The sequence below is a fragment of the Microbispora sp. NPDC046973 genome, assembly GCF_040644495.1.
GTDB lineage: Bacteria > Actinomycetota > Actinomycetes > Streptosporangiales > Streptosporangiaceae > Microbispora.
Genome location: NZ_JBEYWQ010000011.1, coordinates 50,588 through 70,918 on the forward strand (window position 1 = coordinate 50,588; position 20,331 = coordinate 70,918).

The 20,331-nt window shown below is 72.1% G+C and carries 22 protein-coding genes, 2 tRNA genes and 1 other RNA gene; 11 read left to right on the forward strand and 14 right to left on the reverse strand.

Features of this window, described 5'->3' with window-relative positions; genetic code table 11:
- Positions 1-143: 143 nt before the first annotated feature.
- Positions 144-752: a hypothetical protein gene (locus ABZ860_RS21160; RefSeq protein WP_357222556.1), complete on the forward strand. Its 609-nt coding sequence runs from the start codon at positions 144-146 to the stop codon at positions 750-752.
- A gap of 3 nt (positions 753-755) precedes the next feature.
- Here ABZ860_RS21160 and ABZ860_RS21165 read toward each other — a convergent pair whose 3' ends face one another.
- The 7 genes from ABZ860_RS21165 to ffs all read right to left on the reverse strand — a co-directional run bounded on the left by ABZ860_RS21165 (position 756) and on the right by ffs (position 7,171).
- On the reverse strand, positions 756-1,823 hold the full coding sequence (locus ABZ860_RS21165) for an aspartate-semialdehyde dehydrogenase (RefSeq protein WP_357222558.1): 1,068 nt from the start codon (positions 1,821-1,823) through the stop codon (positions 756-758).
- Positions 1,820-3,094, reverse strand: a complete 1,275-nt coding sequence (locus ABZ860_RS21170; protein ID WP_030508661.1) for an aspartate kinase — start codon at positions 3,092-3,094, stop codon at positions 1,820-1,822. The genes ABZ860_RS21165 and ABZ860_RS21170 overlap by 4 nt, the downstream gene beginning before the upstream one ends.
- Before the next feature lie 98 nt (positions 3,095-3,192).
- Positions 3,193-3,723 carry a DUF5063 domain-containing protein gene (locus ABZ860_RS21175; RefSeq protein WP_142573480.1) on the reverse strand — a complete coding sequence of 177 codons (531 nt, stop codon included), beginning with the start codon at positions 3,721-3,723 and terminating at the stop codon, positions 3,193-3,195.
- Entirely contained in the window at positions 3,716-4,315 is a 600-nt protein-coding gene (recR, locus tag ABZ860_RS21180) for a recombination mediator RecR (protein ID WP_142564086.1), read from the reverse strand. The genes ABZ860_RS21175 and recR overlap by 8 nt, the downstream gene beginning before the upstream one ends.
- A gap of 3 nt (positions 4,316-4,318) precedes the next feature.
- Positions 4,319-4,669, reverse strand: a complete 351-nt coding sequence (locus ABZ860_RS21185; RefSeq protein ID WP_079320096.1) for a YbaB/EbfC family nucleoid-associated protein — start codon at positions 4,667-4,669, stop codon at positions 4,319-4,321.
- Between the two features lie 177 nt (positions 4,670-4,846).
- Positions 4,847-7,033 (reverse strand): DNA polymerase III subunit gamma and tau, encoded by a 2,187-nt coding sequence (locus tag ABZ860_RS21190; RefSeq protein ID WP_357222560.1) that lies wholly within the window; start codon positions 7,031-7,033, stop codon positions 4,847-4,849.
- Between the two features lie 42 nt (positions 7,034-7,075).
- Positions 7,076-7,171: signal recognition particle sRNA small type (gene ffs / locus ABZ860_RS21195), an RNA gene on the reverse strand.
- Positions 7,172-7,257: 86 nt separating this feature from the next.
- On the opposite strand from ffs, the gene ABZ860_RS21200 reads away from it, so the two are divergent.
- A tRNA-Ser gene (locus tag ABZ860_RS21200) sits at positions 7,258-7,343 on the forward strand.
- 79 nt (positions 7,344-7,422) lie between these two features.
- Here the strand turns inward: ABZ860_RS21200 and ABZ860_RS21205 are convergent.
- Positions 7,423-8,373 (reverse strand): YafY family protein, encoded by a 951-nt coding sequence (locus ABZ860_RS21205; protein ID WP_357222562.1) that lies wholly within the window; start codon positions 8,371-8,373, stop codon positions 7,423-7,425.
- Positions 8,374-8,436: 63 nt separating this feature from the next.
- Here ABZ860_RS21205 and ABZ860_RS21210 point away from each other — a divergent pair, with 63 nt between their 5' ends.
- Entirely contained in the window at positions 8,437-8,817 is a 381-nt protein-coding gene (locus tag ABZ860_RS21210) for a VOC family protein (protein ID WP_357222564.1), read from the forward strand.
- 27 nt (positions 8,818-8,844) lie between these two features.
- The gene (locus ABZ860_RS21215) at positions 8,845-9,501 is read left to right on the forward strand and encodes a CatB-related O-acetyltransferase (protein WP_357222566.1); all 657 of its coding nucleotides are present in this window, start codon (positions 8,845-8,847) and stop codon (positions 9,499-9,501) included.
- A 9-nt stretch (positions 9,502-9,510) separates the two neighbouring features.
- Here ABZ860_RS21215 and ABZ860_RS21220 read toward each other — a convergent pair whose 3' ends face one another.
- Positions 9,511-10,236 carry an SDR family oxidoreductase gene (locus ABZ860_RS21220; protein ID WP_357222568.1) on the reverse strand — a complete coding sequence of 242 codons (726 nt, stop codon included), beginning with the start codon at positions 10,234-10,236 and terminating at the stop codon, positions 9,511-9,513.
- A gap of 105 nt (positions 10,237-10,341) precedes the next feature.
- On the opposite strand from ABZ860_RS21220, the gene ABZ860_RS21225 reads away from it, so the two are divergent.
- Together ABZ860_RS21225 and ABZ860_RS21230 are read left to right on the forward strand one after the other, a co-directional pair.
- Positions 10,342-11,190 (forward strand): LysR family transcriptional regulator, encoded by an 849-nt coding sequence (locus ABZ860_RS21225; protein WP_357222569.1) that lies wholly within the window; start codon positions 10,342-10,344, stop codon positions 11,188-11,190.
- Between the two features lie 39 nt (positions 11,191-11,229).
- On the forward strand, positions 11,230-12,087 hold the full coding sequence (locus ABZ860_RS21230) for an MBL fold metallo-hydrolase (protein WP_357222571.1): 858 nt from the start codon (positions 11,230-11,232) through the stop codon (positions 12,085-12,087).
- A gap of 8 nt (positions 12,088-12,095) precedes the next feature.
- Here ABZ860_RS21230 and ABZ860_RS21235 read toward each other — a convergent pair whose 3' ends face one another.
- Positions 12,096-13,634 carry a phospholipid carrier-dependent glycosyltransferase gene (locus tag ABZ860_RS21235; RefSeq protein WP_357222573.1) on the reverse strand — a complete coding sequence of 513 codons (1,539 nt, stop codon included), beginning with the start codon at positions 13,632-13,634 and terminating at the stop codon, positions 12,096-12,098.
- A 189-nt stretch (positions 13,635-13,823) separates the two neighbouring features.
- Between ABZ860_RS21235 and ABZ860_RS21240 the strand changes: the two genes are divergently transcribed.
- From ABZ860_RS21240 to ABZ860_RS21255, 4 genes are all read left to right on the forward strand, one after another.
- A complete protein-coding gene (locus tag ABZ860_RS21240; protein WP_357222575.1) occupies positions 13,824-14,684 on the forward strand; it encodes a neutral zinc metallopeptidase in 861 nt (286 codons plus the stop codon).
- Positions 14,685-14,739: 55 nt separating this feature from the next.
- Positions 14,740-15,036, forward strand: a complete 297-nt coding sequence (locus tag ABZ860_RS21245; RefSeq protein ID WP_357222577.1) for a type II toxin-antitoxin system VapB family antitoxin — start codon at positions 14,740-14,742, stop codon at positions 15,034-15,036.
- A 90-nt stretch (positions 15,037-15,126) separates the two neighbouring features.
- On the forward strand, positions 15,127-16,494 hold the full coding sequence (locus ABZ860_RS21250) for an ATP-binding protein (protein WP_357222579.1): 1,368 nt from the start codon (positions 15,127-15,129) through the stop codon (positions 16,492-16,494).
- Entirely contained in the window at positions 16,488-17,690 is a 1,203-nt protein-coding gene (locus ABZ860_RS21255) for a tetratricopeptide repeat protein (RefSeq protein ID WP_357222581.1), read from the forward strand. The genes ABZ860_RS21250 and ABZ860_RS21255 overlap by 7 nt, the downstream gene beginning before the upstream one ends.
- Before the next feature lie 72 nt (positions 17,691-17,762).
- Here ABZ860_RS21255 and ABZ860_RS21260 read toward each other — a convergent pair.
- The 4 genes from ABZ860_RS21260 to ABZ860_RS21275 all read right to left on the reverse strand — a co-directional run bounded on the left by ABZ860_RS21260 (position 17,763) and on the right by ABZ860_RS21275 (position 19,389).
- A tRNA-Ser gene (locus tag ABZ860_RS21260) sits at positions 17,763-17,847 on the reverse strand.
- Positions 17,848-17,908: 61 nt separating this feature from the next.
- Positions 17,909-18,406 carry a nucleoside deaminase gene (locus tag ABZ860_RS21265; protein WP_357222583.1) on the reverse strand — a complete coding sequence of 166 codons (498 nt, stop codon included), beginning with the start codon at positions 18,404-18,406 and terminating at the stop codon, positions 17,909-17,911.
- Positions 18,403-18,885 carry a tRNA adenosine deaminase-associated protein gene (locus ABZ860_RS21270; RefSeq protein ID WP_182901750.1) on the reverse strand — a complete coding sequence of 161 codons (483 nt, stop codon included), beginning with the start codon at positions 18,883-18,885 and terminating at the stop codon, positions 18,403-18,405. Before ABZ860_RS21270 ends, ABZ860_RS21265 begins: the two co-directional genes overlap by 4 nt.
- A 15-nt stretch (positions 18,886-18,900) precedes the next feature.
- Positions 18,901-19,389 (reverse strand): tRNA adenosine deaminase-associated protein, encoded by a 489-nt coding sequence (locus ABZ860_RS21275; protein ID WP_030508646.1) that lies wholly within the window; start codon positions 19,387-19,389, stop codon positions 18,901-18,903.
- A gap of 138 nt (positions 19,390-19,527) precedes the next feature.
- Here ABZ860_RS21275 and upp point away from each other — a divergent pair, with 138 nt between their 5' ends.
- Complete coding sequence (upp, locus tag ABZ860_RS21280; protein WP_079314256.1) at positions 19,528-20,166, forward strand: uracil phosphoribosyltransferase; 639 nt, start codon at positions 19,528-19,530, stop codon at positions 20,164-20,166.
- The last annotated feature ends 165 nt before the right edge of the window (positions 20,167-20,331 follow it).

The following is a 20,331-nucleotide window of genomic DNA, read 5'->3' on the forward strand; positions in this document are numbered from 1 at the left end:
CCCGTGTCCGGTCATGAACCGACAAGATGATCCACGGGTCGCGGCAAACCGCCTCGTGCCAGCGGGCGGGCCGGCCCCCGCGTGTGGCATTGAAGACCTCAGCCCCCGTCGTCGACAGAGGAAGCACCGAGGAAACGAGGCACGTGGACGTCCGCCCGTCATGGCGGGGGCTGGCCGGCATCGGCACCGCCGTACTGATCTCCCTGCCCATGCAGCACGACAGGGACCCCGTCCCGCCGCCGTCACCGCCGCCCGCGGCCGATCCCGGCGTCGAGGTGAAGGGCGAGGTCTCCCTTCCGCCGCTGCTGGCCGGCACCTTCATCGCCACGGTGAAGACCTGGGACACCACGGCGGCGGACGAGCGGATCGGCCACGCGCGGGCGGCCGGCCTGCTGCTCGACGCCGGGGTGCGCTGGAGGTCGACCGGCGGCTGCGCCGCCCGCCGCCGGCCCTACTGCACGTCACTGGAGGCCATCCGATACGGCACGCTGATGCGCACCATCGACCTGCGGCGAGACAGCGGCTGCCCGGTGACGGTCACCGGCGGCACCGAGACCGGGCACGCCGACGGCCGCTACAGCCACGGCAACGGCTACAAGGTGGACCTCGCGCACAACCCGTGCCTCGACGCGTACGTCACCCGGACCTACCGCTACTGGCGCACGCGCGCCGACGGCGCGGCGCTGTACCGCGCCGCGCCGTCGGACGTGTGGGCGGACGAGCCCACCCACTGGGACGTGCTGTTCAGGTGACCCTTACGCGAACTCGGTCGCGACCAGCGCGGCGATCTCGGCCGTGTTGAGCGCGGCGCCCTTGCGCAGGTTGTCGCCGCACAGGAACAGGTCGAGCGTGTTCGGGAAGTCGAGCGCCTGGCGGATCCGGCCGACATAGGTCGGGTCGGTCCCCACGACGTCCGCCGGCGTGGGGAACACGCCGTTCGCGGGGTCGTCGAGCACCACGACGGTCGGCGCGGCGTCCAGGATGGCCCGTGCGCTCTCGACCGTGACCTCCCGCTCGAACGTCGCGTGGACGGCCAGCGAGTGGGTGGTCACCACCGGGACGCGGACGCAGGTCGCCGAGACCTTCAGGTCGGGGATGCCGAGGATCTTGCGCGACTCGTTGCGGACCTTCAGCTCCTCCGACGTCCAGCCGCCGTCCTTGAGGGAGCCGGCCAGCGGCACCACGTTGAGCGCCAGCGGGGCGGGGAACGGCGAGTCGGCCAGGTCGGGCACGGCCTTGCGCACGTCACCCGCCACGGTGCCCATCGTCCGGTCGCCCGCGACGGCCTCGATCTCGGCGTACAGCCGCTCGGGCCCGGCCACCCCGGCGCCGGACACCGCCTGGTAGGAGGCGACGACCAGCTCGCGCAGGCCGTACTCGCGGTGCAGCGCGCCCATCGCGGCCATCATCGACAGCGTGGTGCAGTTGGGGTTGGAGATGATCCCCTTGGGCCGGTTGCGGGCCTGCTCGGGGTTGCACTCGGGCACCACGAGCGGCACGTCCGGGTCCATCCGGAAGGCGCCCGAGTTGTCCACGGCCACCGCGCCGCGCGAGGCGGCGATCGGCGCCCACTCGGCGGAGACCTCGTCCGGCACGTCGAACATCGCGATGTCGACGCCGTCGAACGCCTCCGGCGACAGCGCCTGGACGACGACGTCCTCGCCGCGCACGCTCAGCACCTTGCCCGCAGAGCGCGGCGAGGCGATGAGCCGGATCTCGCCGTACGCCTCGGACAGGTCGGTGCGGTTGGTCAGGATCTCCAGCATGACGGTGCCGACGGCACCGGTCGCGCCGACGACGGCGAGGGTGGGCTTGCGGCTCATCGTCCGGTACCTCCGTACACAACGGCCTCGACCTGGTCGGCGTCGAGGTCGAACGCGCGGTGGGCGGCGGCGACCGCGGTGTCCACCTCGTTCTGTCCCACGACGACGGAGATGCGGATCTCCGAGGTCGAGATCATCTCGATGTTCACCCCGGCGTCGGCCAGCGCGCCGAAGAACTTGGCGGTGACACCCGGGTGCGAGCGCATGCCCGCGCCGATCAGGGAGACCTTGCCGATCTGGTCGTCGTACAGCAGCGACTCGAAGGCGACCTGGTTCTGGATCTTCTTCAGCGCCGTGAGGGCCGTCTGGCTGTCGTTGGCCGGGAGCGTGAAGGAGATGTCGGTGCGACCGGTCGCCGCGGCCGACACGTTCTGCACGATCATGTCGATGTTGATCTCGGCGTCCGCCAGCGTGCGGAAGATGGCGGCCGCCTCGCCGACCTTGTCGGGCACCCCGACCACAGTGATCTTGGCCTCGCTCCGGTCGTGCGCGACCCCGGAGATGATGGGCTGCTCCACTTCGGTTCCTTCGCTGTAGGGGTCGGAGACGACCCAGGTGCCTTCCCTCGTGCTGAACGAGCTTCTGACGTGGATGGGCAGGTCGAACCTGCGGGCGTACTCCACGCAGCGCAGGTGCAGGATCTTCGCCCCGCACGCCGCCATCTCCATGGCCTCGTCGTAGGAGATCCGCGGGATCTGCCGCGCCGTACGGACGATGCGCGGATCGGCGGTGTAGATGCCGTCCACGTCGGTGTAGATCTCACAGACGTCCGCGCCGAGCGCCGCCGCGAGGGCGACGGCCGTGGTGTCGGAGCCACCCCGGCCCAGCGTCGTGATGTCCTTGCTGTCCTGGGAGACGCCCTGGAACCCCGCCACGATCGCGATCTGACCGGCGTCGACGGCCTCCTGGATGCGGCTGGGCGTCACGTCGATGATGCGCGCCTTGCCGTGCGTCGAGTCGGTGATGACACCGGCCTGCGAGCCGGTAAAGCTGCGCGCCTCGTGACCGAGGTTGGCGATCGCCATCGCGAGCAGCGCCATCGAGATCCGCTCACCCGAGGTCAGCAGCATGTCGAGCTCGCGGCCGGGCGGCAGCGGCGACACCTGCTGGGCCAGGTCGAGCAGCTCGTCGGTGGTGTCGCCCATCGCGGAGACCACCACGACGACGTCGTTGCCCGCTTTTTTCGTCGCGACGATCCGCTGGGCGACCCGCTTGATGCAGGACGCGTCGGCTACGGAGGAACCACCGTACTTTTGCACAACGAGCGCCACTGGAATCTCCAACGAATCAGGACGTGGAGCTCACAGTGTACTTGGACGTCCCAAACCGAGACCGGACGCGACCAGCATGTGGACGGCCCGCCGCCTGATCAGACCGCCGTGCCCTCTTCCACGACGTCCAGCCGGGTGTGCGCGACCAGCGCCTGCAGGGCCCGCAGCGCCGCGCCGGCGTGGTTGCCCCAGGTGTTGAAGTAGGAGTACTGCCACCACCACAGCGCCTCGAGCGGGCGGCCCGCCTGGTAGTGCCGCAGGCCGTGGATGAGGTCGGCCGCGACCGCCGTGAGGTCGTCCGACAGCCGGTAGGGGGTGACCACGGTGTCCTTGTAGGGGTCGAACACCTCGGCGTAGTCGTCCACCGGGCCGAGGCGGGCGGCGAGAGCCGTACGGAGGGGGTCGATGTCGGGGTCCTCGCTCAGCGCGGGCTCGACGTTCCCCTGCAGGATCACGTCCTGGGCGGCCCCGAGCTGGGTGCCGGCGAGGCTGACCTGGGCCACCTCCACCAGGAGCAGCGGCAGCGTGGCGTCGCCGCCCTCACCGCCGGCCAGGCGGGTGAGGCCGTCGATGAAGTTCTGCGCGTGTCCGGCGACGCGTGCGGCCAGGTCGTTCCACTCGTCAGACATCCAGCAGCCTCCGTCCTTCGAAAGCGCGGCCCAAGGTGACCTCGTCGGCGTACTCGAGATCACCGCCCACAGGCAGACCGCTCGCCAGTCGGGTCACTTTCAATCCCAGGGGCTTGACGAGCCTGGCCAGGTAGGTGGCCGTCGCCTCGCCCTCGAGGTTCGGGTCGGTCGCGAGGATCAGCTCGGTCACCTGGCCGTCGGCCAGCCGGGTCATCAGCTCGCGGATCTTCAGGTCGTCCGGGCCGATGCCGTCGATCGGGCTGATCGCCCCGCCGAGCACGTGGTAGCGACCGCGGAACTCGCGGGTCCGCTCGATCGCCACCACGTCCTTCGACTCCTCGACCACACAGATGACGTGCGGATCGCGCCGCTGGTCCCGGCAGATCCGGCACTGGTCCTCTTCGGCCACGTTTCCGCACACACGGCAGAAGCGCACCTTCTCCTTCACTTCGAGCAGCGCGTGTGCGAGCCGCTTGACGTCGGCCGGGTCGGCCGCGAGGAGGTGGAACGCGATCCGCTGCGCGCTCTTGGGACCGACGCCGGGCAGCAGCCCGAGCTCGTCGATCAGGTTCTGGACGACCCCTTCGTACATGCTCTAGAACCCCGGCAGCTGGCCGCCGAGGCCGCCCCCGAGTCCCTGCGCGAGCGGGCCCAGCTTCTCCTGCTGCAGCTCCCCTGCGGCGCGTACGGCGTCCCGCACGGCGGCGAGCACGAGGTCCGCGATCGTCTGCGCGGTCTCCTCCGGGTCGCTCGCGTCGATGGCAAGCGGGCTGATCTCGAGCTCGAGAAGCTCGCCGCTGCCGTTCACGGTGGCGACGACAAGGCCGCCTCCGGCACTGCCCTCGACCTCGGCGTCGCTGAGCTCCTGCTGCGCGGTGACGAGCTGCTGCTGCATCAGCTGAGCCTGCTCCAGCAACTGCTGGAGGTTGACATCCCCTGGATTCACGATGGTTGCGCTCCTCAGCGTCCAGCGACATGTTCGTCGCGACCGAGCCTACGGCGTCCGCCCCGGTTTCCGCACCGGCGCGGCGTGCGTGTTCCGCGCCGGTCGCGGGCGGACGGACACCGGTTACCCCACCAGTCTCCGTCCATGCGGCGGCCGTCCCGCGAGCGGGGAAGGCGGTCAGGAGTGATCGATCTCCTCGATGACACGGCCGCCCAGCTCGCGCTGGATCAGGGCCATGCCGGACAGCTCGCTGACGTCCGCGTCGTCGTCGTTGAGCGGGTCCACGTCGTCGTCCGGACGGGAGGCCCCGCCCGTACGGCCGGGCACCGTCTCCGGCCAGGCCTGCCGGGGGCCGGTCTGGGCGGCGGCCCTGGCCGCCGAGCGCGCCGCCGCGAGGCCTGGGCTCGGCGTGGATCGCGGGGCCGGGGACGGCGCGTCGTAGTCGTCGGACGGCGCGTCGGGCCACGACTCGTCGGTCGTCCCGCCGGGCGACGCCGCGGGCGGGGCGGCCTTCCGCTCCGGAGCCGGGGCGGCCTTGGGAGCGGCCGAGGCCGGCGCGGGCGTGGCCCCGGTGGGCGGCATGACAGGCGGAGCCGACGCGGCGGGCGCGGCCGGCGGAGCCGCGGGCGCGGGAGACGGCGCGGGCGGCGGCGTGGGCGTCTGCGGACCGGACGGCCCGCGGGTGGCGGGGCCGGCCGGGCCGGGACCCGAGCCGCCGACGACCACGTCGACGCGCCAGGTGCCGCCGAGCACGTCGCCGAGCGCGGCGGCCACCACCTCGTCGCGCTTGCCCTTGAGGAAGCCCTGCACGTCGCCCGGCTTCTCGAAGCCGACGGTCACGACGTTGCCCTCGACGCCGAGCAGCCTGCCCTGGGCGTTGAGGATCATCCAGGCCACCCGCTGGCGGTTCTTGATCGCTTCGAGCACCTGCGGCCAGGCCTGCTGCACCGGCCCCCCGCCCGCGGCGGGCGCCTGGGCCTGCTGCGCCTGCGGAGGCGGCGGGGCCGCCCCGGAGCCGGGCCGTACGGGGGTGGGCCAGTCGTCGGCGCTCCGCTCGGCCGCCGGGGCGGCCTGAGCAGCGGGAGCGGCGGGCGCGGCGGGCGCCTGGACCTGCGGGGCCGGAGCGGAGGACGCAGCGGCGGGCGCGGGAGACGGCGCGGGCGGGGAAACGGCGGGAGCCTGCGGCGCGGCGGCGTAGGTCCCGGCCGCGACCCCGCGCTCCAGCCGTTCGAGCCGGGTCAGCAGCGCGGCCTCGCCCTGGTCGGCCCCGGGCAGCAGCACGCGGGCGCACATCAGCTCCAGCAGCAGGCGGGGGGAGGTCGCGCCGCGCATCTCGGTCAGCCCGGCGTTGAACACCTCGGCCGCCCGGGTCAGCTCGGCGGGGCCCATCGACGCCGCCTGCGCCTGCAGACGCTCCAGCTCGTCGGCCGGCCGGTCGAGCAGGCCGCTGCCGGCGGCCTCGGGGACGTTGGAGAGGATCACCAGGTCGCGGAAGCGTTCGAGCAGGTCGGTCGCGAAGCGGCGCGGGTCGTGACCACCCTCGATGACCCGGTGCACGGCCTGGAACACGGCCGCGCCGTCCCGCTTGGCGAACGCGTCGACCACCTCGTCCAGCAGGTCGCCGTCGGTGTAGCCGAGCAGGGACACCGCCCGCTGGTAGGTGATGCCGGACTCGTCGGCGCCCGCGAGGAGCTGGTCGAGGATCGACAGGGTGTCCCGGGCCGATCCCGCGCCCGCCCGTACGACCAGCGGTAACGCCGCCGGCTCGTACGGCACCGACTCCGAGCCGAGGATCTCCTCCATCAGCCGCTTGAGCGTGGCCGGCGGCATCAGCCGGAAGGGATAGTGGTGGGTCCGGGACTTGATCGTCCCGATGACCTTCTCCGGCTCGGTGGTGGCGAAGACGAACTTGAGGTGCGGCGGCGGCTCCTCCACCAGCTTCAGCAGCGCGTTGAAGCCCTCACGGGTGACCATGTGGGCCTCGTCGATGATGTAGATCTTGTAGCGCGCCGAGACGGGGGCGAAGAAGGCCCGCTCGCGCAGGTCGCGGGCGTCGTCCACGCCGCCGTGCGACGCCGCGTCGATCTCGATGACGTCGAGGTGGCCGGGGCCGGTGGGGGCCAGCGCGACGCAGGACTCGCACTCCCCGCAGGGGTCGGGCGTCGGGCCCTTCTCACAGTTCAGGGACCGGGCGAGGATCCGGGCGCTGGAGGTCTTGCCGCAGCCGCGCGGGCCGCTGAAGAGATAGGCATGGTGGATCCGGCCGCTGCGCAACGCCTGACGCAGTGGGTCGGTGACGTGCTCCTGCCCCTTGACCTCGGCGAACGTCCCGGGCCTGTACTTGCGGTACAGCGCAAGACTCATGCCGCCTCCTCGGAGGGTCGACCCGGCCGGCGTACCCGCTAACTGAGAGACCCCTCGCACACCCGCCAGAGCCCGCTTATCCTTGCTGCCTTCCGGCCCTGGGGAGGTTCACAGGATGACGCCGCGCGAGGGGTCCGCTGGACAGTCTAGCCACTCGACGGGTGTGCGCGGGCCGTCGAGACGACAGTCGAAACCACGCCGGAAAGTGGGCTAAGCTGTCCGACGGAGGATTCGCCTAGTTGGCCTAGGGCGCACGCTTGGAAAGCGTGTTGGGGGCAACCCCTCAGGAGTTCGAATCTCCTATCCTCCGCGCTTGGTTGAGCAGCAAGAACACGAAAGGCCCGGTCGATCCAACCGGGCCTTTCGTGTGTCCGGGCCGTGTCCGGGCCTCACTCGTTGCCCTCGTAGAGCTCCCTGGTGAGGTGCAGCAGGGCCTGCCGTACGGCCTCGGGCGCAAGGACGCGCAGAGGTGTCGCCAGGCCGACGAGATACCTGGCGAGCCCGTCCGCGTCGGGGCCGCCGACCTCGACGATCGTGGCGTCGGGACCGTCGGGACGATGGGCGCCGACCGTCGCCGGGATCAGTCGCAGTGCCCGGCCCATGGGCATCGGGAGACGGATCGTCGCGTACAACGCGTAGGGGCCGGTCGCGACGGAGCGGGAGACGAGCAGCGCGGGGTCGGGCGGGTCGGCGAGTTCCACCGGGACCCCGGTCGGCTGCACCCGGTCGACTCTGTCGGCCCGGAAGGTCCGCCATTGCCCCTGCGTCACATCCCGGGCGACGAAGTACCACCGGCGTCCGGTGTGGACGAGGCGGTAGGGATCGACGTCCCGGACCGTGGTCCTTCCCTGCCAGTCGCGGTATGACAGGCGGGCGCGCTCACCCCGGCGGCACGCGGCCGCCAGTTCCAGCAGCATGCCGGACGTGATCTGCGGCTCCTCGGGCCTGGGGGTGTGCACGAAGGCGGCGTCCATCTCGCCGAGCCGGTCCGCGATCCGCTGCGGCAGGACCTGCCGCAGCTTCAGGAGCGCCGACAGCGCGGCCTGATCCCTGCCGAGGGCGCCGCTCAGCGCCGCCTCACGCAGCCCGACGGCCACGGCGAGCGCCTCTTCGTCGTCGAGGATCAGCGGCGGCACGCGGGATCCGGCCCGCAGACGGTAACCACCCCATGGTCCGGGGTCGGATTCGACGGCATAGCCGAGTTCGCGGAGCTTGGCGATGTCCCGCCGCACGGTGCGCTCGGTGACGGCCGTCCGCTCGGCCAGCTCGGCGCAGGTCCACGAGGGCCGGGCGACCAGCAGGGAAACCAGTCGCAGCAGGCGGGCGGAGGCGCTGAGCACTTTTTGAAGTGTTCCATACGACCAGGACCGGATCTGTCCTGATCTCGTCATAGCGTCTCCCGCATGGAAAACACCTCCGCCCCCGCGTTCCGCTACTCCGCCGTCACCTTCGACTGCCCGGACCCCGCAGAACTGGCCCGCTTCTACGGGGAGGCCCTCGGCCTGCCCGTCGTCTTCTCCACCGACGACTTCGTCCTGCTCGGCCAGGAGGGCGCGGCCGGGCTGGGGTTCAACCGGCTGGCCGACTACCGGCGTCCCACCTGGCCGGACCCCTCCCAGGAGAAGCAGGCCCACATCGAGCTGGGCGTCGACGATCTGGACGCGGCGCAGGCCCGGCTGCTGGCCATGGGAGCCGTGAAGCCCGAGTTCCAGCCGGACCCGGACCGGTGGCGAGTCCTGCTGGACCCCGCGGGCCACCCGTTCTGCATCTCCACCCTGGTCTGAGAACCGATTCTGGAAGGACACGCCCGCATGACGTCCGCCATCCCCGACCCGTCGGTGCTGCACCCGCTGCCTGAGCACGAACGGGTGGTGTTCCTCAAGCCCCTGGTCACAGACCCGCGCATCGAGGTCGGGGAGTTCACCTATTACGACGACCCGGAGACCGCCCGCGAGTTCGAGCGGCGCAACGTGCTGTACGCGTACGGCCCGGAGCGTCTGGTGATCGGCAAGTACTGCGCCATCGCCACCGGCACCCGCTTCCTGATGGCCGGCGCCGAGCACCCCACCATGGGAGTCTCCACGTTTCCCTTCACGATGTTCGGAGGCGCCTGGGCGGAACGCACCCTCGACATCGTCACGGCCATGCCCAGCCGGGGCGACACCGTGGTCGGCAACGACGTGTGGTTCGGCCGGGGCGTCACCGTCATGCCGGGTGTGACGATCGGCGACGGGGCGATCATCGCCACGGGCGCGGTGGTCACCGCGGACGTGCCGCCCTACACGATCGTCGGCGGCAACCCGGCCCGCGCCATCCGCCGCCGCTATGAGGACGCCGACGTCGAAAGGCTGTCGCGCGCGGCCTGGTGGGATTGGCCGGTCGAACTGGTCACCGAGCACGTACGCACGATCATGACCGGTTCCCCTGCCGACATCGAGGCCGTCGCCATCAGGGCCGGACGCGTGTGATGCCGCGTGTCACCAGGGCACCGGCCCGGCGTCGTCGAAGAACCCGCCGGTCGGGCCGTCGTCGGGCAGGGTCGCGAGCCGGATGGCGATCGCCGCGCCCTGTTCCGGCGTACGGACGCCCCGGAAGCCGTTGAGGTCGGTCGCGCAGAACCCGGGGCAGCCGGCGTTGATCAGGATGTTCGTGTCGCGCAACTCCTTGGCGTACTGCACGGTGACGGCGTTCAGGAACGTCTTCGACGGCGCGTACGCGGCGGAGATCGGGCCCGTCTCGGCCCCGGGAGTGGTCTGCCGGGTGAGAGAGCCGACGGTGCTGGACATGTTCACGATCCGCGGCGACGCCGAGCGGCGCAGCAACGGCAGCATCGCGTTGGTGACGCGGATGACGCCGATCACGTTGGTCTCCACGGCCGCCAGCATCGTGGCGGGGTCGACCGTGGTGGGCGTCTGCGGCATGCCGCCGGTTATCCCGGCGTTGTTGACGAGCACGTCGAGGCGGCCCGCGCGCTCCTCGATCAGCTCAGTGGCGGCGGCCACGCTCGCGTCGTCGGTCACGTCGAGCGGCACGCCGAACGCGTCCGCACCGGCCGCGCGCAGCTTCTCCACCGCGGCCTGCCTGTGCTCATCGCTTCGGGCGCCGACGCCGACGCTCCAGCCGAGGGCGCCCAGGCCGGCCGCGATCTCGTATCCGATCCCCTTGTTCGCGCCGGTCACCAGCGCGATCGTCCGTTCGCTCATGCGTCTCATCCTGTCCGCGCCCACGGCCGGACCTCCAACACCGTTTGGGTGGGCGTCGATACCTCCCGGGTATCGATCGCGCGCTCCCGGCGATACCGTGACGGCATGGAGACGCGTGAGCTGCGATACTTCGTCGCCGTCGCCGAGGAGCTGCACTTCGGGCGGGCCGCGCAGCGGCTCGGGATCGCGCAGCCGCCGCTGTCGCGGGCGATCGGGCAGCTCGAACGGCGGCTCGGGGTGACGCTGCTGGAACGCACGAGCCGCACCGTCACGCTGACCGAGGCGGGGTCGGTGCTGCTGCGCGAGGGCCAGGCGGCTCTCGACGCGGTCGAGGCCGCCGAGCGCCGCACCCGCCGCGCCGCCCTCGCCGCGACCGGACGGCCCGGCCTGGTCCTCGTCACGAAGGCCGGGGCCTCCGGCGATCTGCTGCCGAAGCTGCTCGACGCGTACGCCGCCGAGCCCGGCGCGGTCGCCGTCGACGTGCTCCTGTGCGGGCCCGGCGAGCAGGAGCGGCTGCTGCGCGACGGGCGGGCCGACGTGGGCCTGCTGCACCGGCCGTTCGACTCGACGGCCGGGTTCGACGTCGAGGAGCTGTGCACGGAGGGGCAGGTCGTGGTCCTGCCCGCCGGGCACCCCCTCGCCGGCCGGGCCCACCTGCGAATGGCCGACGTCACCGCGCTGTCCGGCCTGCCCACGCCGCGCTGGCCCCGCCCCGACGGCACCTACCCGGACGGCCCCGGCCCGCAGGTTCGCGACCACGCGCAGCTTCTCCAGCTGATCGCGCTCGGCCGGGCCACGGCGGTCCTGCCGGAGTCGTGCCGGACTCATCTGCGCCACGACCTCGCCGCCGTGCCGGTGCTGGACGCACCGGCGGTGACGACGGTGATCGCATGGCCGCCGCACAGCCGGTCGCGAGCCGTCGCCGGGCTGGTCCGCGCCGCGACCCGCCTCTAGCCTGGACAGCCGGCGGAGGGAGGCAGGAGGGTGGGCCGGATGGAACAGATCGACTTCCCGGCGATTCCGAAGGCCGGCGACCTCGACGTCCGGTGGATCCACGGCTCCGAGTCGGCCAAGCACAACACCGACCCCGACATCCAGGTGCACCGGTACGACGAGCACACGTTCGTCCTGCGCCAGAACAAGGCGATCAACTACGAGGCGCCCTTCATGTTCCTGATGTTCGGGAACACCCGGGCCCTGCTGCTGGACACAGGCGCGACGGCGTCCCCTGCGTACTTCCCGCTGCGCCGGACGGTGGACGAGATCGTGGACCGTCGGCTGGCCGATCACCCCCGCGAGGACTACGGGCTCCTCGTCGCCCACACGCACGGCCACGGCGACCACATCGCGGGCGACGGCCAGTTCCGCGACCGCCCGGACACGGTGATCGTGGACCCCGCGCCGGAGCGCGTACGCGAGTTCTTCGGACTCGGCGACGATCTCGACGTGCCCGGGACCCTGGATCTGGGCGGCCGCGTTCTGGACGTGGTGGCGAGCCCGGGGCACCACAGGTCGGCGGTGACCTTCTACGATCGGTCCACCGGCCTGCTCCTGACCGGTGACACCGTTTACCCCGGGCGGCTGTACGTCGAGGACTGGCCGGCGTTCGAGCAGACCATCGACCGCTTGGTGAAGTTCGCCGAGGCCCGCCCCGTCACCCACGTTCTCGGCTGCCACATCGAGATGACCCGCGTGCCGGGCGAGGACTACCCGATCCGCACCACCTACCAGCCGGACGAGCCGCCGCTCCAGATGACGGTCGAGCACCTGCGGCAGATCCGCGACGCGGTGGCGGAGATCGGGGGCCGCCCCGGCGTCCACGTCTATCCCGGCTTCATCGTCTACAGCTAGCGATCGGATCAGATCCAGCCGCGCAGCAGCATGCGGCTCAGCCAGACGTCGTACGGCACCGGCACGGCGGTGAGCACGGGCGACAGCCACCAGAAGTTCACCAGCGCCAGCAGCGTGAACGCGCCCACCACCGCCGCCCCGGTGGAGCGCCGCGCGGCCGGCGCGCCCGGCGGCCCGAGGACGAGCCCGCACGCCAGCACGATCGCGAGGACCATGAACGGCACCGCCGGGAGCGCGTAGAACAGGTACATCGTTCGGTCGTCGGCCAGCGCGAAGTAGAACCACGGCAGCCATCCCGCCGCGTAGGCGAGCAGGACGGCGCCCGCCCGCCAGTCTCGGGTCCTCACGTACCGAACCACCATCGCGATCAGCGCGAGCAGCCCGCCGTACCAGATCACCGGGGTGCCGGTCCCGAGGATCGCCTGAGAACAGGAGGCGGCGCCGCACGTGCCGTGGGGCGACTGGTAGAAGAACGCGACCGGCCGCAGCAGCAGCGGCCAGGTCCACGGGTCCGACTGGTAGTCGTGGTGCGCGCTCAGCCCCTGGTGGAAGCCGAACACCTGGCTCTGGTAGTCCACCAGCGACCGGAGCGAGTCGAAGACGAAGTAGGCCCAGCCGTTCGAGGTCGCGCGCTCCCAGTCGCGGCCCCAGCCGCCGGCCGAGGCGAACCATCCGGCGAACGACGCGACGTACACCACGGCGGGTACGGCGCCGAGCCAGGCGAGGCCCAGTGGCCAGTCGAGGCGGAACGCCTGCCGGTACGGCCGGGGCAGGCCGACGGCGCGCCTGGCACCGCGGTCCCAGACGAGCGTCATGATCCCGAACGCCACGACGAACAGCAGGCCGGTCCACTTGGTCGCCGTCGCCGCGCCCAGGCACAGCCCGGCCGCCAGCCGCCAGGGCCGCGGCCCGAGCCGGGGAGCGGGCCCGTGCAGGGCCGAGGTGCGATACCACTCCGTCAGCCGGGTGCGGGCCGCGTCGCGGTCGGCGACCAGGCAGGCGAAGCCCGCGAGCACCCAGAACGTCAGGAAACCGTCGAGCAGCGCGGAGCGCGACAGCACGAGGTGCAGGCCGTCCAGGGCCAGCAGCAGACCGGCGAGGCAGCCGAGGAGGGTCGAGCGGGTCATCCGGCGGGCGGTCCGCGCCAGGACCAGCACGCTGAGCGTGCCCGCGAGCGCGGCGGCGCACCGCCACCCGAAGGGCGTGACGCCGAAGAGCCACTCTCCCGCGCCGATCAGCCATTTGCCGAGCGGAGGGTGGGCGACGTAGGCGCCGCACTCCTCGAACGTCCCGCACGCCTTGAAGACGTCCGTGCCGCCGCGTGCGAACACCTGGTCGGCGCCGTCGGCGAACTGCCGCTCGACGCCGTACGTGATCAGCGAGTAGGCGTCCTTGGCGTAGTAGAGCTCGTCGAAGACGAGCGCGTGCGGGACATCGAGACGGTCGAACCGGAGGAAGCCCCCGAGAGCGGCCACGGCCAGCGGGCCGGCCCATCCTCGCCCGCCCGGCATCGGCGGCACCAGCCGGGGTAAGGCGGTCAGAGGCACGCGGTGATCCTAACCCGGCAAAACGCGAAGATCGGGGCAAGACAGATCCGGCATGGCGGGCCGCCAGGCATGATCGCCGCCATCCGGGGCAGTAGGCGGCCAGCACCACCGAGCGAGCCGAGAGGGCCGTGAGCGCCCCGACGGCGAAGCGGGAAACACAGTGACGGCACGCCATCGGGAGCGTCGCAGATGGATTTCGATGACCGAGCGCAACTCGACACCTCGCAGGTCGAGGACGTCGGCGGTGGGGGCGGGTTCCGCGGCGGAGGCCTGGCCATCGGCGGCGGAGCCGCCGGCATCATCGCCCTCATCGTGGCCCTGATCTTCGGCGTCAACCCCGGCAACATCACGGGCGGCGGCGACGAGCCCGCCGGCCTGCAGCCGACCAGCGACCTGAGCGCGCAGTGCAAGACCGGCGCCGACGCCGACCAGTCGGAGAAGTGCCGGGTCGTGGGCGTCGTCAACAGCATCCAGAAGTACTGGAGCGAGCAGATCCAGGGATACAGCGGCGCGAAGACCACGCTGTTCTCCGGCGGGGTGCAGACCGGCTGCGGCGCGGCGGACTCCTCCGTCGGCCCCTTCTACTGCCCCAACGACAAGCACGTCTACCTGGACCTGTCGTTCTTCGACGAGTTGCAGTCGAGGTTCGGGGCCAAGGGCGGCCCGTTCGCCCAGGCGTACGTGATCGCCCACGAGTACGGCCACCACGCGCAGGACCTGCTCGGCACCATGAACCGCGTCGGCCAGGACCAGGGCGCGGAGAGCGGCTCGGTGCGCCTCGAGCTCCAGGCCGACTGCTACGCCGGCGTGTGGGCCAAGAACGCGGTGGACACCGGCTTCTACGCCAAGCCGTTCACCGACGCCGACATCCAGGAGGCGCTCGACGCCGCCGCGGCGGTCGGCGACGACCACATCCAGGAGCAGGCCCAGGGCAGGGTCAACCCGGACGCGTTCACCCACGGCACCTCGGCCCAGCGGCAGAAGTGGTTCACGAACGGCTACTCGTCGGGCGATCCGGCGCGCTGCGACACCTTCTCCGGGAGCATCTGAGACCCCGGCAAGGCCTCGGGCGCGGACCTTTGCGTCGTCTCCTAAACTACATACCGTGATCTTTAAGTTGGTCGGTGACGGACGGCCCTATCCCGAGCACGGACTGTCGTCCCGCGAGTGGGCGCGGATCCCGCCCCGGCAGGTCCGGCTCGACACACTGATCACCACGAAGGCGGTGCTGGACCTGCACTCGTTGCTCGCCAAGGACTCGACCTTCTACGGCGACCTGTTCCCGCACGTGGTGCAGTGGAAGGGCGAGCTGTACCTGGAGGACGGCCTGCACCGGGCCCTGCGTGCCGCCCTGCACCAGCGCTCGGTGTTGCACGCCCGCGTGCTGGAACTGCAGGACTAGACGCTCCCTGGCCGAGATCTTCTGTCTGACTGCTTCGGTAGCCTTACGGTCATTTGACCTGACCAGCCTTCGACAGAAGGGAGCCGGGCCGTGCTCGACGACGCCGGACTCCACGCCCTCCGCGAGGCGGCTCGGCTGTCTCCGGACAACCTTCCCCTGCGGCGCCACCTCGCCGAGCAGCTTCTGACCAAGGGGTACCTCGCCGAGGCCGAGGCCGAGTTCCGCGCCGCCCTCGTGCTGTCGCCCCAGGACCCGGACGTCATCGCCGGTCTCGCGGAGGCCTTCGTGCGGCAGAGCGCGTACGGCGCCGCGCTGTCGGCGCTGGAACCGCTCCTGGCGGCTCCCGGCCACGCGCCGCGCGCCGGGCTGCTCGCCGCCAGGGCGCTGCTGGGCGAGGGCGACGTGGCCGGGGCGGCGCGCCGCTACCACGACGCGGTCGCCCGTGATCCCTCGCTGGCCGACCCCGACCTGGCCGCCCGGCTGGCGCCCCAGCCCGTCGCGCCCCACCCGCCGCAACCCGCCCCTTCCGGCCCGCCGTACGCGCCCGAGGCGCACGCCGACGCCCCCGAGACCGAGCGCTCCGGCGTCACCTTCGCCGACGTGGCCGGCATGGAGGCGGTCAAGGAGGCGTTGCGGGTGAAGCTCCTGCTCCCCGTCCAGCAGCCCGAACTGTTCGCGGCGTTCGGCAAGCGGGCGGGCGGCGGGGTGCTGCTGTACGGCCCTCCCGGCGCGGGCAAGACCCACCTGGCCAGGGCCGCGGCGGGTGAGCTCGGCGCGGCGTTCATCAGCGTGGGGCTGGCCGACATCCTGGACATGTACATCGGCTCGAGCGAGCGCAACCTGCGGGCCACGTTCGAGATGGCCCGCCGCAACCGGCCGTGCGTGCTCTTCTTCGACGAGGTGGACGCGCTGGCCGCGCGCCGCTCCGACATGCGGCAGGCGCACACCCGGCAGCTGGTCAACCAGTTCCTCGCCGAGCTCGACGGCGTGGAGGAGAACGCCAACGAGGGCGTCCTGGTGCTGGCGGCCACCAACGCGCCCTGGTACATCGACGTGGCGTTCCGGCGTCCCGGGCGGTTCGACCAGATGGTTTTCGTGCCCCCGCCCGACACCTCCGCCCGCGCCGCCATCCTGCGCATCCTGTGCCGCGACAAACCGCTGGCCGAGATGGACTTCGACGCGGTGGCGAAGGTGACGGACGGGTTCGTGGGTGCGGACCTCAAGGGCGTGGTCGACCGCGCGGTGGAGACCAAGCTGCGCCAGTCGATCAGCGCGGGCCGTCCCCTCCCGCTGACGACGAACGACCTGCTCGTGGTGGCCCAGGCGACGAGGCCGACGGCCGTGAAGGAGTGGCTGGGAACGGCGCGCAACTACGTCCTGCACGCCAACGACTCCGGCGCCTGGGACGAGCTGATGCCCTGGATCGACGGCAAGAAGGGCAGCAAGGTCAGATGGTGACCGCCGCGGCGCCGCTCGAGCGGGCGCGGACGCTGCTGGAGCTGCGCCGCCCGGAGGAGGCCGAGCGGGAGCTGCGGGGCCTGCTCGCCCAGGATCCCCAGAACGTCGACGGGCACGCCTTCCTCGCGGTCGCGCTGGCGGAGCAGCGGAGGCCGGCCGAGGCGATCGACGAGGCGACGGAGGCGGTACGGCTCGCGCCGGACCACTGGTTCCCGCACTACGTGGCCGGTCAGGCGTACTACCGGGCGGGCCGGCCCAGGGAAGCCGCCGACGCCGCGGGGGCGTGCCTGGAGCTCGCCCCCGAGCACGCCCCGGCCTGGGAGCTGCTGGCCCGGGTGCACGTCCACGCCGAGCAGTGGCCGCGGGCGGCCGACGCGGCGCGCCGCGGGCTCGCCCTCGCGCCCGAGGACGCCGATCTCGCGAGCCTGCTCGCGGTGGCCCTCACCATGCTCGGCGACGCCGCCGGGGCGCAGGAGGCCGCCGCGCGGGCCGTGGGGCTCGACCCCGAGAGCGCCCTGGCCCACCTGGCGTACGGACGCGCGCAGCTCGCCTTCGGCTCACCCGGCGAGGCCGCCCGCGCGTTCCGCGAGGTGCTCCGCCTCGCTCCGGGGTTCGACCAGGCCAGGGGCCTCCTGGTGGCGGCGCTCAAGCGGCGCAACCCCGTCTATCGCCTGCTCTCGCGGCTGCGCGGCACGTTCTTCGGCGGGTGGCGGATGCTGTTCCTGCTGCCGGTCGCGCCTCCGGTCGTCGCCCTGTTCGTGCTCATCGCGCTCCTGCACTGGGCGGCCTGGGTCGCCGAGGCGGTCACCACCCTGCGCCTGGCCGGCTCCAGGACGACCCGGCTGCTCTTCGAGGGCGGGCAGGCGCGGGCGGCCCTCGTGTGCTGCTGTCTGCTGGCCGTCGGCACGGCGCTGCTCGTCACGGGCGTGGCGGCCGCGCAGGAGGCGGTGGGAGTGGCCGGGGCGGCGGTCATGGCGCTGGTCACCCCCGTGCAGGAGGCGGCGCACACGAGCGCCCCCCGAGGGCGGGCCGTCCTGTACGGCTGGGCGATGCTCCTGGGCCTGGCCGCCGCCCTGGCGATGCTCCTGTCCTCCCCTTCCGCCGCGCTGCTCACCGCCTATGCCGGGCTGGCCGGCATCTGGGTGGCGGCGGGCGTGCGACGGCTGAACGGGACCCGGGCGGCGGACTCGCTCTGACCGGCCGTGCCGGCCCTGGAAACGAAAGAGCCGCCGGCCCCTGTGATCAGGACCGGCGGCTCCTTGGTCGAGCGGTGGAGGTGGGATTTGAACCCACGGTAGGTTGCCCTACACACGCTTTCGAGGCGTGCGCCCTCGGCCACTAGGCGACTCCACCGCGCAGCAGCTTACCGGACGAACACCACTGCGCGTGCATCCGTTTCCTTCGGCCCGCGGACTCAGCCGCGGCGGCCCGAGAAGAACTCGGTCAGCACGGCCGCGCACTCGCCGGCCAGCACGCCCATGACCACCTCGGGCCGGTGGTTGAGCCTGCGGTCCCGCAGGACGTCCCACAGCGATCCGGCGGCCCCGGCCTTCTCGTCCACCGCGCCGTACACGACGCGGTCCACCCGGGCGAGGACCGCGGCGCCGGCGCACATGGTGCACGGTTCCAGCGTGACGACGAGCGTGCAGCCCGTCAGCCGCCAGTCGCCGGTCCGCGCCGCCGCCGCGCGCAGGGCGAGCACCTCGGCGTGGGCCGTGGGATCGGCGCTCGCCTCGCGGTCGTTGCCCGCCGCGGCCAGCACCGGACCGGGCGCGCCGTACGGAGCTCCGGATCGGGGCGGACCGAGCACGACGGCGCCGACCGGCACCTCGCCGCGCCCGCCCGCCCGTACGGCCTCCGCCAGCGCCAGCCGCATGGCGGCCTCGTACGTGTCCGGCGGCGAGCCGGTCACCGCAGCCGGTCGAGCTCGTCGGCGAAGCCGAGCCGTTCGGCGATGAGGGAGAGGATGTCGGCGGGCAGCACGCCCTCCTCCATGCTGAGCTCCACGAGCTCCTCCGCGCTCAGCGAGAAGTCGCCGAGCAGCTCCAGGTCGCCGACCGGACGGATGCCGAGGTCGGGCGCGTCCTTGTCCACCACGACGCCGGCCAGCTCGGCGAAGATCTCGCCCAGCGGGTCGTTCTGCACGGCGTGCGCGTCGGAGATGAACACGCGGGGGTCGAGGTCGTCCTCGTAGCGGATGATCGCGAACCACTCGTCCTCGACCTCGACGCACAGCAGCGCGAGCTCGTCGCCGCTGAGCCCGAGGGCCTCCTGCAGGGCGTCGCTCAGGTCGTCGGCGATCTCGGCCTCGCCGAGGTCGACCTCGGCGCCGGCCCAGCGGCCGTCGATGCGGGCGAAACCGGCGGAGAAAAGGTTGGATCTGGAGGGCATTGCCGTCTCCCCAGGTCAGCCGATGGCGGCGTCGACGGCGCGTTCGAACGGCTGGGAGAAACCCAGCCGTGCGGCGATGCTGGACAGGACCTCGTCAGGCAGGAGATCGAGGTCGCCGGACAGCGCGCCCAGCTCCATCTCGTCGAGCCCGAGGTCGGCGAAGATGGACAGGTCCCCGGCGGGAAGCACGCTGTCGAGCTCCTCCTCCTCGGGCACGGGCACGTCGAGGTATTCGAGGACCTGCTGCGCCAGCGGCCACTCCCAGGCGGCCGTGATGTCCGAGAGGAAGACGTCCACCTGCTCGCCGAAGACCCGTAACGCCACGAAGAAGTCATCCCCTACGGCGACCATGCCAATCGTGGTTCCCATGCTGGGGGTCTGGCGGAGGGCGTGAATGAGTCCGTCCAGGTCGGAGGTCAGCGCCACCGGGAGCATCTCCGCCTCCCAGCGGTCCTCCTCGCGATAGACGACGATGGCGAAGTCAAGAGTGTCCACGTCTGTCATCGTCTTCCCCACCGCACGCTCTTCACGCAGGCAATGGTCGCAGAATCGGAGTCGTACCGTACGGCGCTCACTCCAAATCGTGATCAAAGACTCAGCCGGCGTCGAGGGTTCGCCCAGGACCCGGTAACTTTTGTCCCCATGGAGACCCTCGTCGTCGACCACCCGCTCGTCGCCCACAAGCTCACCACTCTCCGCGACGTGCGGACCGACTCGCCGACGTTCCGCCGCCTGGCCGACGAGCTGGTCACGCTGCTCGCCTACGAGGCCACCAGGGACGTCAGGGTCACCGACGTGACGGTCGACACCCCGCTCGCGCCCACCCACGGCGTACGGCTGGCGCGCCCCGCGCCGCTCGTGGTGCCGATCCTGCGCGCGGGGCTGGGGATGCTCGACGGGATGACCCGGCTCCTGCCGACCGCCGAGGTGGGCTTCCTCGGGATGATCCGCGACGAGTCCACGCTCAAGGCCCAGACCTACGCCACGCGGCTGCCGGAGGACCTGTCCGGCCGCCAGTGCTACGTGCTCGACCCGATGCTCGCGACGGGCGGGACCCTCGCCGCGGCGATCCACTTCCTGTTCGACCGCGGCGCCCGGGACGTCACCGCGATCTGCCTGCTGGCCGCCCCCGAGGGCATCGCGTACCTGGACGAGGCCTTTCGCGGCGGCGACCGGCCGATCCGGGTGGTGACGGCCGCCCTCGACGAACGGCTGAACGAGAACGGCTACATCGTGCCCGGCCTCGGCGACGCCGGCGACCGCCTCTACGGCGTCGTCTGATCTCCCCGCCGCCGATCCCCCTGCCGTCCGAGTCCCCCGGGCCTGATTTCCCGGGGGTCTGATTTCCCTTCCTTTCCGCGCCGTCCGTCCACTCTCACCCCTGGTTACACTGCGCGCCCGATAGGGTACGCACTGTGATGACGACGTCACCTCGCGCTCTCGCGA